Origin of the sequence: Pseudomonas ekonensis (assembly GCF_019145435.1) — a bacterium.
In the GTDB taxonomy this organism is placed as follows: Bacteria; Pseudomonadota; Gammaproteobacteria; order Pseudomonadales; family Pseudomonadaceae; genus Aquipseudomonas; species Aquipseudomonas ekonensis.
On the sequence record NZ_JAHSTS010000002.1, the window covers coordinates 1,725,820 to 1,739,882 of the forward strand.

Annotated in this window: 13 protein-coding genes; 4 read left to right on the top strand and 9 right to left on the bottom strand. The window is 65.1% G+C overall.

What is annotated here, in order from left to right:
• Positions 1–56: 56 nt before the first annotated feature.
• From KVG96_RS20965 to mdaB, 3 genes are all read right to left on the bottom strand, one after another.
• The gene (locus KVG96_RS20965) at positions 57–1,778 is read right to left on the bottom strand and encodes a carbamoyltransferase family protein (RefSeq protein WP_217893749.1); all 1,722 of its coding nucleotides are present in this window, start codon (positions 1,776–1,778) and stop codon (positions 57–59) included.
• Positions 1,779–2,393: 615 nt separating this feature from the next.
• A complete protein-coding gene (locus KVG96_RS20970) occupies positions 2,394–3,305 on the bottom strand; it encodes a LysR substrate-binding domain-containing protein (RefSeq protein WP_217893750.1) in 912 nt (303 codons plus the stop codon).
• A 54-nt stretch (positions 3,306–3,359) separates the two neighbouring features.
• On the bottom strand, positions 3,360–3,950 hold the full coding sequence (gene mdaB / locus KVG96_RS20975; protein WP_217893751.1) for an NADPH:quinone oxidoreductase MdaB: 591 nt from the start codon (positions 3,948–3,950) through the stop codon (positions 3,360–3,362).
• Positions 3,951–4,148: 198 nt separating this feature from the next.
• Between mdaB and KVG96_RS20980 the strand changes: the two genes are divergently transcribed.
• On the top strand, positions 4,149–4,463 hold the full coding sequence (locus KVG96_RS20980) for a putative quinol monooxygenase (RefSeq protein WP_085578349.1): 315 nt from the start codon (positions 4,149–4,151) through the stop codon (positions 4,461–4,463).
• On the opposite strand, the gene KVG96_RS20985 is transcribed toward KVG96_RS20980, so the two are convergent.
• Positions 4,453–5,217 carry a sulfite exporter TauE/SafE family protein gene (locus KVG96_RS20985; RefSeq protein WP_217893752.1) on the bottom strand — a complete coding sequence of 255 codons (765 nt, stop codon included), beginning with the start codon at positions 5,215–5,217 and terminating at the stop codon, positions 4,453–4,455. The two genes, KVG96_RS20980 and KVG96_RS20985, sit on opposite strands and share 11 nt — an antisense overlap.
• A gap of 270 nt (positions 5,218–5,487) precedes the next feature.
• On the opposite strand from KVG96_RS20985, the gene KVG96_RS20990 reads away from it, so the two are divergent.
• The 3 genes from KVG96_RS20990 to KVG96_RS21000 all read left to right on the top strand — a co-directional run bounded on the left by KVG96_RS20990 (position 5,488) and on the right by KVG96_RS21000 (position 7,632).
• Entirely contained in the window at positions 5,488–6,378 is an 891-nt protein-coding gene (locus KVG96_RS20990; RefSeq protein ID WP_217893753.1) for a LysR family transcriptional regulator, read from the top strand.
• A gap of 52 nt (positions 6,379–6,430) precedes the next feature.
• Complete coding sequence (locus tag KVG96_RS20995) at positions 6,431–7,012, top strand: NAD(P)H-dependent oxidoreductase (protein ID WP_217893754.1); 582 nt, start codon at positions 6,431–6,433, stop codon at positions 7,010–7,012.
• Between the two features lie 209 nt (positions 7,013–7,221).
• Positions 7,222–7,632 carry a MerR family transcriptional regulator gene (locus KVG96_RS21000; protein WP_217893755.1) on the top strand — a complete coding sequence of 137 codons (411 nt, stop codon included), beginning with the start codon at positions 7,222–7,224 and terminating at the stop codon, positions 7,630–7,632.
• Between the two features lie 69 nt (positions 7,633–7,701).
• Here the strand turns inward: KVG96_RS21000 and KVG96_RS21005 are convergent, their stop codons facing one another.
• The 5 genes from KVG96_RS21005 to KVG96_RS21025 all read right to left on the bottom strand — a co-directional run bounded on the left by KVG96_RS21005 (position 7,702) and on the right by KVG96_RS21025 (position 14,055).
• The gene (locus KVG96_RS21005) at positions 7,702–10,317 is read right to left on the bottom strand and encodes an efflux RND transporter permease subunit (RefSeq protein WP_217893756.1); all 2,616 of its coding nucleotides are present in this window, start codon (positions 10,315–10,317) and stop codon (positions 7,702–7,704) included.
• A 36-nt stretch (positions 10,318–10,353) separates the two neighbouring features.
• Complete coding sequence (locus KVG96_RS21010) at positions 10,354–11,187, bottom strand: outer membrane lipoprotein-sorting protein (RefSeq protein WP_217893757.1); 834 nt, start codon at positions 11,185–11,187, stop codon at positions 10,354–10,356.
• 68 nt (positions 11,188–11,255) lie between these two features.
• On the bottom strand, positions 11,256–12,554 hold the full coding sequence (locus KVG96_RS21015) for a DUF1302 family protein (protein ID WP_217893758.1): 1,299 nt from the start codon (positions 12,552–12,554) through the stop codon (positions 11,256–11,258).
• Between the two features lie 2 nt (positions 12,555–12,556).
• Positions 12,557–13,321: an SDR family oxidoreductase gene (locus tag KVG96_RS21020; RefSeq protein WP_217893759.1), complete on the bottom strand. Its 765-nt coding sequence runs from the start codon at positions 13,319–13,321 to the stop codon at positions 12,557–12,559.
• The gene (locus KVG96_RS21025) at positions 13,318–14,055 is read right to left on the bottom strand and encodes a 3-oxoacyl-ACP reductase family protein (protein ID WP_217893760.1); all 738 of its coding nucleotides are present in this window, start codon (positions 14,053–14,055) and stop codon (positions 13,318–13,320) included. Before KVG96_RS21025 ends, KVG96_RS21020 begins: the two co-directional genes overlap by 4 nt.
• Positions 14,056–14,063: the final 8 nt, after the last annotated feature.

The following is a 14,063-nucleotide window of genomic DNA, read 5'->3' on the forward strand; positions in this document are numbered from 1 at the left end:
CCATAGGACTTGCCCCCGGTCAGGGCTCCGGCGGAGCCCTGCTGTCGGTCTTGCGTCTATTCGAAACGGTGCTGGGTGAAGCGGTTCTTGCCCTTGCGCCAGACGATCAGCGATTCGCTCATCACCACCAGGTCCACCATCCCCTCCTTCAACGCATCCAGGGCATCCCGGGACGTGCAGACGATGGGCTCCTCATGGCGGTTGAACGAGGTGTTGATCAAGGCGGTCTGGCCGGTCTTTTCGTGCCAGGCGGTCAGCAGGCGATGCATGAACGGATCGGCCTGCGGACGGATGACCTGCGGCCGTGCGGTGCCGTCGATGTGCACCACCGCCGGGCTCGCCTCGCGAAACTGCGGATGGCAATCGTAGGTCATGGTCATGGTGTCCGCCGCCACCTGGCTTTCCTCCCAGCCGACGTAGCAGGCCGCCGCCTGTTCGATGGCGGTGACCGGGCCGAACGGCATGAACTCGGTGCGGTGCATGCGCTTGTTCAGCCAGTCGTTCACCTCGGCGTCCTGCGCGTGGTAAACGATGCTGCGGTTGCACAGCGAACGCGGGCCGAACTCCATCTTGCCCTTGAACATGCCCAGCACCTGGTTTTCCTGCAACGCCTCGGTGAGCACCTCGATGAGGTTCGACGGCGTGTGGTAGCCGAGCTCGGGGTAGTCGCGGTGGATCAGGTTGATGTTCTGCGACACGCTGCGCGAATCCGGCCCGAGCATCATCGACGGAGCCCTGAAGCGGGTGCCGTTCTCCAGGTACGCCGCGCCGACCGCCGCCGCCAGGGCCAGGCCGCCGTCGCCCATGCACGGCAGCACGTAGACATCCTTCACGCCGGGGATCTCGCGCAGGCGCTGGTTGAGCTTCACGTTGCCGAACACGCCGCCGGCCAGGCACAGGGCGGCGCTGCCCCGTTGCGCCAGGTGATGGCTGACGGTCGCCACCAGCAGGTCTTCGGTGTGGCGCTGGGCGGCCGCCGCGATGTCCTCGGGGGTCTCATCGGCCAGCAGGGCCTGCAGGCTGTCGGCGTAGTGGTCGTAGGACGGCAGGAACAGGTCGCCGCACACCGCCTTGATGCGCCCGTCCTCGAACCGGATCATCTGCTGCATCACGCCCAGCAGCTTCTGCGGGTCGCCGAACGCGGCCAGGCCGGTGATCTTGCCCTCGTGCCGGTTGGGCTTGTAGCCCAGCAGGCGGGTGATGCGCCCGTAGAAATAGCCCAGGCTGTCGATGCTGGTCTCGCGCTGCAGCACGGTGGTTTCGTTCGGGCCGTACCAGCTCACGGTCAGGGACTGGAAGTCGCCGCGTCCGTCGCAGGTCAGGGTCAGCGCCTCCTCGAACGGCGAGCAGACGTAGGCCCCCAGGGCATGGCACTCATGGTGGTCGATGAAGTAGGCCTTGCCGGCCAGGCCGTTGTCCGCGATGAAGCGGTCGAACTCGGCGCGCTTTTCCTTATCGTTGCGGATCTCGTCGGTGACGCGCTTGCGGAACTGCGCAAGGCCTTCGGGATTGTTCCGCGCCTCCTCGACGATGCGGTCGAAGTACAGCTCCATGTGCTTGTCGGCGTTGAAGCCGGCGTTCCATCCGTACGCCACATGGTCGAGATCCTCCAGCGAAACGCCGGCATGGCTCAGCACGAATTCGATGGACTGGGCGGGCCAGACCTTGTGGTCCTTGATCCGGGTGAAGCGTTCTTCGCTGACCGCAGACAGAATCTGACCGTCGCGCACCAGGCAAGCGCCCGACAGATCGTTGTTGGTGATCCCTAGAATGAGCATGACTGTTCCCTGTTATTGCCGACTTCATGGATGAGCGCGCCCGTGCGCCAGGCATCAGGTGCCCGGGCCCATGGCGGATTCCGGCCGTCAGTGGCCGTAGGTCGTTAACAAGTGAGGCGGCGAAGCCGTTCCGTTCGCCGGGACATGCCTTTAGGGGAGGGCATCATGAGTGCGCATGGTCATCGCCAATTCCTTTTGCAAAAAAAACTCCACGGGAGGTAACCCACTCACACGGCCTCATGCCTGACATCAAGTGGGTGCCGGACCTGCAGTATCGAATCTGCGTGTCCGGGAATCAGCCTAGCCGCAATTGTGCGGAGCGCCCGCAAAACGCGACCTAAAATTTAAATGCCGCCCGAAGTCTTTTGTTTCCAAAGGTTTGCGCGACTCAAGACACACATGTGTAGGAGCGAGCCTGCTCGCGATGGCGGTCTGTCAGTCGGCATTGGCATCGACTGACCCTACGCCATCGCGGGCAAGCCCGCTCCCACAGTGGTTTTCGGTGATTCGCGATACCTGTGGGAGCTGGCTTGCCAGCGATGGCGGCAGTCCAGGTGCCGCAGGGAATGATTAATACAGTTGCTCCCACAGGTTTCTCGGTGCGTGGAGGGGCGGTCAGCCCTTGAAGTCCGCACTGGCATAGGCCGCCAGTTTGCCCTGGATGAAATCCAGGAAGCACTGGATCCGCAGCGCCAGCTGCGAGTTGCGGTAATACACGGCGTTGATCGGCTGCCGGTAACCGCTGTTGAATTGCGCCAGCACGACCTTCAGGCGCCCGGCACGGATGTCGTCGATGGTCATGAAGTGCGACAGGCAAGCGATGCCCTGCCCTGCCAGCGCCAGGTGACGCACGGTCTCGCCGCTGGAGGCGCCGATGGCCGGGGTGACCGGCCAGCGGTCGCCGTGCACATGACGCAGCGGCCACTGGTTGAGGCTTTCGTTCTGGGTGAAGCCGAGCAGGACGTGCCGGCTCAGGTCGGCCACGTCGGCGGGGGTGCCGCGGGCCGCCAGGTACGCCGGGCTGGCGACGATCATCAGCGGGCTGCAGCCGAGCGACCGGGCGTGCAGCGTCGAGTCGGCCAGGGTGCCGATGCGGATGGCGATGTCGGTGCTTTGCTCCAGCAGGTCGATGATCAGGTCGTTGCTGTTGAGCTCCAGCACGATGTCCGGGTAAAGGCGGCGGAACTCGTCGACGTACGGCACCACCGCATGCAGCATGAACGGCGAGGCGGCGTTGATCCGCAGCCGTCCGGACGGGGTCTGGTGGCGGGAAATGAGCCGTTCTTCCAGCTCGTCCATCTGGTCGAGGATGCGCTTGGCCTGCGCGAAGAAATACTTGCCCTCTTCGGTCAGGCCCATGCGCCGGGTGGTGCGGTTGATCAGCGTCGTTTCGAGCTTGGCCTCCAGCCGCGACAGCGTGCGGCTGACCGCCGACGGCGTCTGGCCGACCTGCTCGGCGGCGGCGGAGATCGAACCGCATTCGATCACGCAGACGAAAATCTGCAACTCATCGGATCTGGCTTTCACGGGTGTCCTCGAATCGACAGGCCTGCACCTCAGGCCTGCGATAGTAGCCGAGCCTCAAGCCTTGAGGCCAAACACCTCTTTCAGGTGCTGTTCGTAGCGCATGACGTCGGCCTCGATGTTCGGGCGTTTCATCACGTCCACGCACAGGAACGTCGGCAGGCCGGTCATGCCCAGGAACTGATTGGCCTTGTGGAACGGGAAGTAGACGGCATCCACGCCCTTGGCCTCGAAGAAGTCGGTCGGGTCTTCGAAGGCCTGCTGCGGCGCGTTCCAGGTCAGCGACAGCATGTATTGCTTGCCGTGGATCAGGCCGCCGCTGCCGTACTTCTGCGACGCGTCGGAACGGGTGCGGCCGTCGCTGGCGTAGAGGCTGCCGTGGCCGGCGGTGAACACTTCGTCGACGTACTTCTTCACGGTCCACGGCGCGCCCATCCACCAGCCCGGCATCTGATAGATGATCACGTCGGCCCAGAGGAACTTGGCCACCTCTTCGGCCACGTCGTAGCCCTCGTCGATGAAGGTGGTCTTGACGTCGAGGCCGCCGCGGTCGAGCACGGCGAGCGCCGCCTCGTGCAGGGTGGCGTTGTAGCGGCCGTCGGAGTGGGCGAATTTTTTGCCGCCGTTGAGCAACAGGACTCTTTTCATGGGTCAGCCTCGATCGGATTCCAATGCCCGGCGCACTCGCCGGATGGAGAAGGGAAGTGAAGGAATGGCGGCAGGTTAACGATCCGTCCCGCGCGGAATAAGCAGCGGTTGCGCAAATGACATTTGACTGAGAATCACGAATCACCCGGCGATTCGTGCAGTAGCATGGGCGCCCCCTTCAACCTGAGGAACCGAACGATGAGCGAACGCCAGGGCTTCATCCTGCACGCCAAGACCCGCCCGGAAAAAGCCGAGGCCTTCGAGGCGTTCTTCCGCGCCCATGTCGAGCCGAGCCGCGCCGAACCGGGCTGCATCGAGTACCACATGCTGCGCGACAAGCACGATCCGACCCTGTTCATCTTCTACGAGATCTGGGAGTCCCAGGCGCATTTGGACGTGCACTCGAACCTGCCGCACATGCAGCAGTTCCTGGCGCAGCGCATGGAATACCTGGAGCGGGATTTCGATATCCGCCCGATCGAGATGCTCAGCGCTTCGTCGGCTAGCCGCTGACCAGCAGATGGGCGCCGAGCGCGCCCAGACCGATGAAGAACACCCGCTTGAACAGCGTGGCGCTGATCCGCCGGCGCAGCCATTGGCCGAACCCCATGCCGAGCATCGCCGGCACCAGCGCCAGCCAAGAGGCGCCGAACTCCGCACCGCCCAGGGCGCCGCGCCACAGCAGGCCGCCGGCCAGGGCGAGGGTCGACACGGTGAAGGACAGGCCCAGCGCCTGCACCAGTTCATCGCGGCTCAAGCCCAACGCCTGCAGGTAAGGCACCGCCGGGATCACGAACACGCCGGTGGCCGAGGTGATGACCCCGGTCACGGCCCCGCACACAGGCCCAAGCCAAGGTTCGTGCCGACGGCTGACCCGCAACGCCGGCAGCCACAACCCGTACAGCGCATACAGCAGCAACGCCGCCCCGAGCCCCCGCACGACCCACTGCCCGCCCGCCATGCCGAGCCACAGGGTGCCGACGCCGGTGCCGAGGAAGACCGACAGCAGCATCGGCCACAGGCGCTTCACAAGCCCCGGCAAGTGGCCGCCGAAGGCCAGTTGCCAGAGGTTGGTCAGGGTCGCCGGGACAATCAGCAGCGCCGCTGCCTGCGCCGGCGCCATAGCCAGGCCGAGCAGCCCCATCGCGACCGTGGGCAAGCCGAGGCCGATCACGCCCTTGACCGAGCCGGCGAGGAAGAAGGTGGCGACGACCAGCAAAGACAAGACGATGCCGAGGTTCTGGTAGAAATCGAGGTAGGCGTTCATGGCGCCACTGTGCGCTTGGCCGGACGCTTTGGAAATCTGCCATATACTGAGGCAGCCTATTGCAAAGCAAGAGGCTGAGAAGACTGCTGAGGCGACTGGCCCCATCGCGGGCAAGCCCGCTCCCACAGAGGTATGCGGTCGACAGGACGACCTTACGGGCCCTATCGCGAGCAGGCTCGCGCCTACAGTTTCCGGACACCACAGTCCCTGTGGGAGGGGGCGTGCCCGCGATAGGGCCGGTGCCAACGACACACTGCCCGAGACTCTCCGATGCACTTCGACTTCACCGACCTGCGACTCTTCCTGCACACCCTCGACGCCGGCAACATCACCGCCGGCGCCGACCGCAGCCACCTGTCGCTGGCCGCCGCCAGCGCGCGGATCCGCGCCATGGAAGCGTCGCTGGGCACCGATCTGCTGCAACGCGGCCGCCGCGGCGTCACCCCGACGCCGGCCGGGCAGGCCCTGGCTCACCATGCACGGATTCTGCTGCAACAGGCCGAACGCCTGCAGCAGGATCTGGCCGACTACGCCCAAGGGGTCAACGGCCGGATCCGCCTGCTGTGCAACACCACGGCCATCACCGAATACCTGCCCGAAGCCCTGGCGGACTTCCTGTGCCGTCACCCCAACCTCGACATCGACCTGCAGGAACTGCCCAGCGCCCGCATCACCCACGCCTTGCGCGAGGGGGCGGCGGACCTGGGGATCGTCTCGGATGCGGTGGCCCGCGAAGGCTTGCAGACCCGCTTCTTCCGCGACGATCCGCTGGTGCTGATCCTGCCGCCGGGGCATGCCCTGACCGAGCGGCCGTCGCTCACCTTCGCCCAGACCCTGAGCCACGACTACGTGGCCTTGGGCGCCGCCAGCGCACTGGCGATCCACCTGGAGGAACAGGCGCTGCACATCGGCCAGCGCATGGCGGTCCGGATGCGCGCCGACGGTTTCGACGGCGTCATCCGCATGGTCGCCCACGGCGCCGGCCTGGCCATCGTGCCGTTGGCGGCGCTGGAACGCTCGCCACTAAAACCACGGATCGCCTGCCGCCCCCTGTCCGAGGATTGGGCCCGGCGCCGGCTCCACCTCTGCGCCCACGACATCGGCCACCTGCCCGCCTACGCCCGCGCCCTGCTGGAGGCGCTGACGCCGGGAACGCCTTGACTCTACCGTTAGGGGCAGACTCTATCCTGAGGGCTTCATTTCAGGAGTACACATGATGCGCAAACGAATGCTCGTGATTCTGGGGCATCCTTCCACCGACAGCTTTTGCGGCGCCCTGACCGATACGTACGTCCAGGCCGCCAAGGAGGCAGGCCACGACGTGCGCCTGCTGCGCCTGGACACGCTGGACTTCGACCCGGTGCTGCACGAAGGCTACAACAAGCCCCAGCCCCTGGAACCGGATCTGCTCCAGGCCCAGGCCGACATCACCTGGGCCGAGCACCTGACCTTCGTGTACCCGATCTGGTGGGGCGGGATTCCGGCGCTGTTCAAAGGCTTCCTCGACCGGATCCTGCTGTCCGGCTTCGCCTTCAAGTACCGCAAGGGCAAGGCCTTTCCGGACAAGCTGCTGAAGGGCCGCACCGCGCACCTGCTGGTGACCATGGACACCCCGCCCTGGTACTACAAGTGGATCTACCGCATGCCGGGCCTGCACCAGATGCGCAAGACCACCCTGGAGTTCTGCGGCATCAAACCGATCAAGACGCTGACGTTCGGCCCGATCCTCGGCTCGAAGCCGGAACAGCGCGACATCTGGCTGGAGCAGGCGCGCGTGACCGCCGCCGCCAGCTGACCCCGCCCTGCCGGTTCCGCTGACGGCTCACCGCCGTCAGCCCTTCTGCGCTCCCTTGCGGATCTTGGCGGCCAGGGACCGCCGGTCGGCTGTGCGCGTCATAAGCACGCAGCCGCAACCTCTCTATGTTATCCACGGTATGATCGCCCCCGGTCAGGCATGAGGCCTGGTCGCGCATCAGCCCTGTTTGAACATCGAGACGGACCTTTATGTATATCGGCAAAGCCGCCCAGCTGTCGGGCACCACAGTCAAAAGCATTCGCCACTACGAAGAGATCGGCCTGTTGCCGGAGCCCAGGCGTGAGGGCAAATACCGGATCTACAGCCAGGAGAGCGTCGAGGTGCTGACGTTCATCAAGTGCGCCCAGCAATTGGGCTTCAAGCTCAAGGAGCTTCAGGTGATCCTCAACAGCTACCGCGGCGACGTGTTCCCCTGGGACATGGCGCAGCAGGCGATCGCCGAAAAAAAAGCCGATCTGGTGGCCCGGATCGGCGAATTGCGGCAGTTGCACGATGGCCTGGAAGCCTTTGAGAACAACCTCAGCGATGCACGCCAAGAGTGTCAATTCGAGCGCACCGCCCGCCAGGGCGAAAAAAACTCCGGCAACACACTGAACTGAATGTCCTGCTGCACCGGGTGACCGCTCCCGCAGGCCGTACCAGGGCCGTCGGGGGCGGTTTTCGCCGAATCAGTTCATGGCCGGTTCCCCGCGGGCAGGGCGTGTTTCGGCCTCCTGCGCCAGCGGAACGACCGCCCCGAAGAACCACGGCGACACCAGCGTCACCAACACGATGGTCATGACCCCGCTGGAGAACAGCGCCATGGCCACCAGCGCCCCCAGGTCGACGATCGGCTTGAAGTCGGAGAACAGCAGGGCCATGAAGCCGACGGAGAAGATCACCACGTTGATCACCGTCGAACGGCCGACGCTGTGCATCGCCTGCAGAATCGCCGCATCGATTTCGACGCCCTCCTGCACCAGCAGCTTGATCCGCGACAGCAGGTGCACCGCGTAGTCGACCACGCCGACCACCAGGAACGTCACCAGCGTCGTGCCGATGTTCAGCTCGATGTGGAACAGGAACATGAAACCGTAGACCGTCACCGACGTGGTCAGCAGCGTGAGCATGCCGAGCAGCCCCAGACGCACGGACTTGAGCCAGTACATCATCATCAACGTGACCACCACCAACGCCAGGGAAAAGCTCAGCACCTGCCCCTGGGTGATTTCCTGCAGCACGCCGGTCCAGATCAGCGGCGTGCCGGCGTGGGTCACCTCCAGGTTGGCCGGCTTGTTCACCAGCAGCCAGGCGTCGAGGCGGTCCAGCATGCCCTGGTAGTCGCTGGCGACGGACGAAGTCATGGTGTACAGGGTCAAGGCCTTGGAGAAGTCGGCGTTGAGCACGTTGTTCAGGTCCGAGCCGCCGCCGTTCTCGAACAGCATCACGTGCTGCTCGATCAGTGAGTTGCCCGACACCTCGAACTGCTCGACCTGCCCGTCGTCGTTGACCGAGGACACCTTCTCGACCGCCTCCGGCACCCGCAGGTACGCGGGGTTCATGTCGTTGAGCACCAGGTTCATGCGCTTGACGTAGGTGGCCAGCGAATAGCCGTAGCTCACGTTCGGCTGTTGCTTGATGAAGCGGTCGAGCCGGTCGATGAACTGCACCGTCTCGGTGGTCAGCACGCCACGGGGTTCCTTGCTGTCGATGGCGATCCAGCCCGGCGCGGTGCCCGCCACCTTGGCGTGGTTGATGAACTGGTCCGAGATGCGGATGTGGCTGTCCGGCTTGAAGTAGGCAATGCCGGAGTCTTCGATGTCGACGCGGAACGTGAACACCGTCGCCAACGCCAGCAACGGCACGAGCACCACCAGGATCGGCTTGCGGAAGCGGATCATCCACGCGCAGAACGCCACCAGATAGCGCGAGATGACCGATTCCTTGTGCACCGCCACCTTGGCCTGCGCCGTCGGTTCCTTGCCCCAGATCGAGATCCAGGCCGGAATCAGCAGCAGCGAAATGATCAGTGCCGCCGTCAGGCCGATGGACATGAACACCCCGAAGTTGCGGATGCTGACGATGTTGTTGGTGGTGGAGATCAGGAACGTGGCGATGGTCGTCACGGTCGTCAGCACCACCGGCACCACCATCAGCCGCTGCGTGCGGCGGTTGGCCTCGCGGTTGCTCTTGCCGGCGTTTTTCTGCTCGTAGTACTCGGCCATGACGTGGATCGCGTCCGAGCAGCAGATGGTGAACAGGAACACCGGCAGCACGCTGGTGAGCAGGTCGAACGGCACCCGCCACAGGGCCATCAGCCCCAGCGTCCAGATGGTGCAGAACAGGATGTTGAACAGCGGCAGCAGCACGCCCAGCGGTTTGCGGAAGAAGAAGATCAGCAGCAGCGTGATCAGCAGGAACACGATCGGAAACAGCACCGCCAGGTCGTGGTCGATGATTTCCTGCTGGGCGGCGATGAAGATCGGCATCCCGGCGATGAAGATCTCGTCCTTGTACGCCGGGTGCTCGGCCTGGTACTGCGCGACCAGGCCGCGCACGATCTGGTAGGCGCGCAGCTGGGCCTGGGCGTCGTCCTGCTTGGTGCCGAGCTCGGCCACCAGCATCGCGACTTTCTTGTCCTTGGACACCACCCCGTCGACCATCAGCTCGTTGCCCATGATCTGCGATTCGACCAGTGCCGGATCCATGTCGTAGGCGTTGAGCGTCTTGTGGATCAGCAGCTCGCCGCCGTCGGTCAGGACGATGTTCTCCAGGTCGCCCATGGACGCCATTTCGCGGATCGGGTTGATGCGCTCGGCCAGGAAGGTCAGGAACAGCTGGTCGTGCGGATCCCATCCCTCGCTCTGGGCATGGTCGCGCAGGGCCTTGGCCTGGGCGTAGTCGTTCTGGGAAAAGCCGTCTTCCAGAATGTCCCGCGTCAGCAACTGCGCACGGCTGTCGTCGGGATGGCCGGCGACGATCTGCGCCAACTGTTCCTTGTCGGCGTCGTTGGCCAGGATCATCTTGCGCACCGACTGCGACAGCGAGAACAGCGCGTTGAGGGTGTCCTTGTTGAACACCGTCTGCGGGTTGTTCAGCGCCACCATCACCGAGTCGAACGTGCCGGTGAACTCACCTTGCAGGTCGATGATGGTCTTGCGCGCCGGGTGGGTGTCCTTGAGCAGGTAAGGGTTGGTGTCGGACACCAGCGCACCCAGCGTATAGGTGAAATACGCGGTGATCGCCACCAGCAGGAAAACGATCGCCCGCGCATGGCGCTCGACGAAGTTCAGGTATCTTTCCATGATCATGCGTTCCAGGGTCTTCGGGGCGGCGCCCGGTTAGCGGGCGGACACAGCGAACTCGGGCAGGTCACCGGTCTTCAGGCCGCGCTTGATGGCGGTCTGGGTGAACAGGCGGTCTTCCAGCGGCACGTTGTACTGCAGCTGGTTGAAGCGCATCTCCGAACGCGTGCCGTCGATGAAGTGCTCGGTCTCGCTCAGCACGATGCTGTCGATCGAGTCGATGGTCTCGACCTTCTGGGTGCGCATCTGCTTGATCAGCACGCCCTTGATGTCGAAGAAGTCCTGGCGCATGACCAAGAAGTTGCCCTTGTCGATCCACACCTTGAGCTTGTTGTAGCCGGTCTTGGCCAGCACCTCCGGGGAGGCCGGCTCGCGCTCGATCACGTAGCAGTCGCGGCCCTTGACCTGCTCTTCGCCGACCAGCACCTGCGAGTAGTCCTTGACCCGGATCTTGTCGAGGTCGGCATAGGAGTATTCGCTGCCCATGAACGAGCCGCGCTTGTCGGTGGTGGAAATGCGCCGGGTCTGGCGGCTGACCGGCAGGTACATCCACTGGCTGTCTTCCAGGCCCAGGGGCTCGTGGGGGTTCTCGATGTGGAACGCCACGTCGCGCACGTCGGTGGGCGCGGAGAAGTACATGCTGAATTTGTCGCTGTCCGGGTAATCCTTCTGCAGGTAGGTGAATTCCCGCACCCGGGTGTTGCCCTTCTTGTCGTGCAGGATCAGCGAGACCTGGGACATGAAGCTGGTGCCGTCGTTGCGGTCGCGCACCTTCTGGATGATGTCGTCGGCGCTCTGGCCGGCGGCGGTTGCGCAGGCGGCACCGAGGATCAGCGCGGCGGCGGTCATGGTTTTCAGTAACGGCAACATGTGAGCTTCCCTTTTCGTTGTTTGAGTCGTTTCAGGCCTGAACGCCGGGGCACGCAGGCGTCATGGGGTCAAAACAGATAGCCGGCGGACAGCCGCACCTGATCGCGGTCGCTGTACTCGCCGAACGAGCGGTCCGGCTTGCCGAAGAACACGTCGACTTCCAGCCCGAGCTTGATCCAGTCCACCGGCTTGTAGGTGAAGATGCCTTGCAGCAGCGCGTCGTCATGGAACGGCGGCGACGCGGCGACCACCAGCCGGCTCTTGAGGCGGTCCTGCCAGTGGGTGCCTTCGGCCGACAGGGTGAACAGGTGCTCGAGCTTGTCCTGCACCATGCCGGCCTGCCAGTCGACCAATTGCTGACGCTGCCACTGCGCGGAGATCAGCCAGTCGCGCAGCAGGTAATCGACGCCCAGCAGCGACTTGACCATCGGCGTGCTGTCGGCGCCGTAGCTGCGGGTCGGGTTGGTGACCCGCCAGCGGTCGAACCAGGCGATCTCGCTGCGCACCACGATGCTGTGGCCGGCATCGATCGCCAGCCCCGCACCGCCCATGGTGTAGCGCGGGAACCGCCGCTCCAGCCGGGTGCGGCCGTCTTCTGCCAGGCCCTCGACGGCGTACACCGGATCCTGCTGGCGGGCGTTGAGGGCGACGAAACTGGTGTCCACCGCACCGATCCGGCCGTTGGCGCTCACCCCGTAGGAAAAGCCCTGGTCACCGTCGTAGCCGGGCTTGGAATCGACCAGGAAATACTGCGGATCCGGCACGGCGAACAGCGGCGCATCGAACTCGCTGCCGGGCACCGGCGGCCGGTTCTTCTCGAAACCGGTGATCCACAGCGCCTCCAGTTCCCATTCGCCCACCGGCTGGGCGAAACGCACCATCGGCACGGCGATGCGGCTGTCCTCCAGCAACGGCGTCAGGCCGTCGCGGTAGTCCAGCGGGTTGATCTGGTCGAGCACCCGCAGTTCATCGGCCCGGCCCCAGACCACCTGCTGCCAGCCGACGGTGACCTCGCCGTCGCCCAACGAATGGCCGACGTAAAGGTGCCGCCAGTCGGCGTCGAAGCGGTACTTGTCCCGCGCCCGCTCGCCGTAGGGGTTGCTGCCGTCGTAGCGGGCGTCGTAGCGCACGCGGCCCTTGGCCTTGTAGTAGCCGCCGTCCCAGTTGTCCTCCAGGTTGGCCTTGAAATACACGGCCTTCTGGGTGACCCGGTCGTCGCCGTGCAACCGCACGGCGGTGGCCACGCCGACTTCGGCGTCGGCGTAGTCCGGCTGCAGGTCCTGCGCCGTGAGGCCGGCCAGCGCCGGCCCCGCGTTCAGGCAGGCCACGGCGGCCCAGGCGGCCCGGCTGATGTGAAGTCTGGGCATCGCTACATTCCCAACCCGACGCCGCCGTCGATCACCAGGCTCTGGGCCGTGACGCCCCCCGCCTGCGGGCTGGCCAGGTAGCTCACCATGGCCGCCACCTCTTCGCTCTCGATGAAACGGCGCATCGGCAGTTTCTTCTTCGCGTTGCGCAGGATCTGCTCCTGGGTCAGCCCCGCCATCGCCGCTTGCGTCGCCAGCTCGCCTTGCAGCATCGGCGTGTCGATCCACGCCGGCAGGATCGCGTTGACCGTGATCCGGCGCGGCGCCAGATCCAGCGCCAGCGCCTTGGTCATGCCGACGATGCCGTGCTTGGAGGCGCAGTACGCGGTGTTGCGCACCTTGCCGGCGCGGCCGAGGATCGACGACATGTTGATGATCCGGCCGCCGTCGGGCATCAACGGCAGGCACAGCGACGTGACGTAGAACGTGCCGTTGAGGTTGACCGAAATCACCCTGTGCCAGTTGAGCAAGTCATCGGGCCCGTTCTCGTTGCAGATGCCTGCGCTGTTGACCAGCACATCGACCTGCGCGACCTGTTTGCCGAGAGCCTTGAACAGCGTTTCCATGGCCGGCAGGTCGGCGATGTCCGCGCGGTGGGTCTGGACCTGCGCCCGGATCCGCTGCGGCTGCGCATCGAGCCAGCCTTGCAGCTGCGGCAGATCCAGGTCCAGCAGGATCAGACGGTTGCCGGCGTCGGCGGCAAAGGCCTCGGCCACGGCGCGGCCGATGCCCTTGGCGGCACCGGTGATCAGGATGGTGCGGCTCATGGCATCTTCAACCCGCCGTTGACCGGCAGGACCTCCCCGGTCAGGTAGAGGCCGCGCTCGGCGAGGTACAGCACCGCCTCGGCGATCTCCTCAGGTTCGGCGTAGCGCTTGATCAGCAGCCGCGACTGGATTTCCTCCTCTTGGCTGCCGATCAGCGCGGTGCTCATTTCGGTCTTGACGATGCCCGGCGCCACCGCGTTCACCCGGATGTTGCGCGGCGACAGCTCCACCGCCAGGGCGCGGGTCAGCGCTTCGACCCCACCCTTGGCGGCGGCGTAGTTGCTCTGGCCCTTGCCGGGCTTCTGCGCCGCCACCGAACCGATGTTGACGATGCAGCCGCCGCGCTGGCGCATCATGCCCGGCACCACCTGCTGACAGCACAGCAGGGTGCCGACGAGGTTGGTCTGGATCACCTCGACGATGTCCTTGACCGGCATCGTCGCCAGCAGGCCGTCGCGGGTGATGCCGGCGTTGTTCACCAACAGGTCGATGCGCTGGAAATGCGCCTCGACCCGCTCGAAGAAGGCGCGGACGCTGTCGGCGCTGGCGACATCGCATTGCAGCGCCAGGCACTCGACGCCCTGGGCCTGGAGCTGCCCGCGCAGCTCCATCGCCGCCGTTTCGTCACGTACGTAACTGAACGCGACCTGATAACCCGCGCCGGCCAGGGCCAGGACAATCGCCCGGCCGATGCCGCGGCTGCCGCCGGTCACCACTGCTGTTTTGTTCGGCATGACCGTTC

Coding starts and splice junctions, on each gene's coding strand:
- KVG96_RS20965 (WP_217893749.1), bottom strand. CDS start 1,778: ATGCTCATTCTAGGGATCACCAACAACGATCTGTCGGGCGCTTGCCTG.
- KVG96_RS20985 (WP_217893752.1), bottom strand. CDS start 5,217: ATGAACGCCTACCTCGATTTCTACCAGAACCTCGGCATCGTCTTGTCT.
- KVG96_RS21010 (WP_217893757.1), bottom strand. CDS start 11,187: ATGTTGCCGTTACTGAAAACCATGACCGCCGCCGCGCTGATCCTCGGT.
- KVG96_RS21025 (WP_217893760.1), bottom strand. CDS start 14,055: ATGCCGAACAAAACAGCAGTGGTGACCGGCGGCAGCCGCGGCATCGGC.
- KVG96_RS20980 (WP_085578349.1), top strand. CDS start 4,149: ATGAGCGAACGCCAGGGCTTCATCCTGCACGCCAAGACCCGCCCGGAA.
- mdaB (WP_217893751.1), bottom strand. CDS start 3,950: ATGAAAAGAGTCCTGTTGCTCAACGGCGGCAAAAAATTCGCCCACTCC.
- KVG96_RS21005 (WP_217893756.1), bottom strand. CDS start 10,317: ATGGAAAGATACCTGAACTTCGTCGAGCGCCATGCGCGGGCGATCGTT.
- KVG96_RS21020 (WP_217893759.1), bottom strand. CDS start 13,321: ATGAGCCGCACCATCCTGATCACCGGTGCCGCCAAGGGCATCGGCCGC.
- KVG96_RS21000 (WP_217893755.1), top strand. CDS start 7,222: ATGTATATCGGCAAAGCCGCCCAGCTGTCGGGCACCACAGTCAAAAGC.
- KVG96_RS21015 (WP_217893758.1), bottom strand. CDS start 12,554: ATGCCCAGACTTCACATCAGCCGGGCCGCCTGGGCCGCCGTGGCCTGC.
- KVG96_RS20990 (WP_217893753.1), top strand. CDS start 5,488: ATGCACTTCGACTTCACCGACCTGCGACTCTTCCTGCACACCCTCGAC.
- KVG96_RS20995 (WP_217893754.1), top strand. CDS start 6,431: ATGATGCGCAAACGAATGCTCGTGATTCTGGGGCATCCTTCCACCGAC.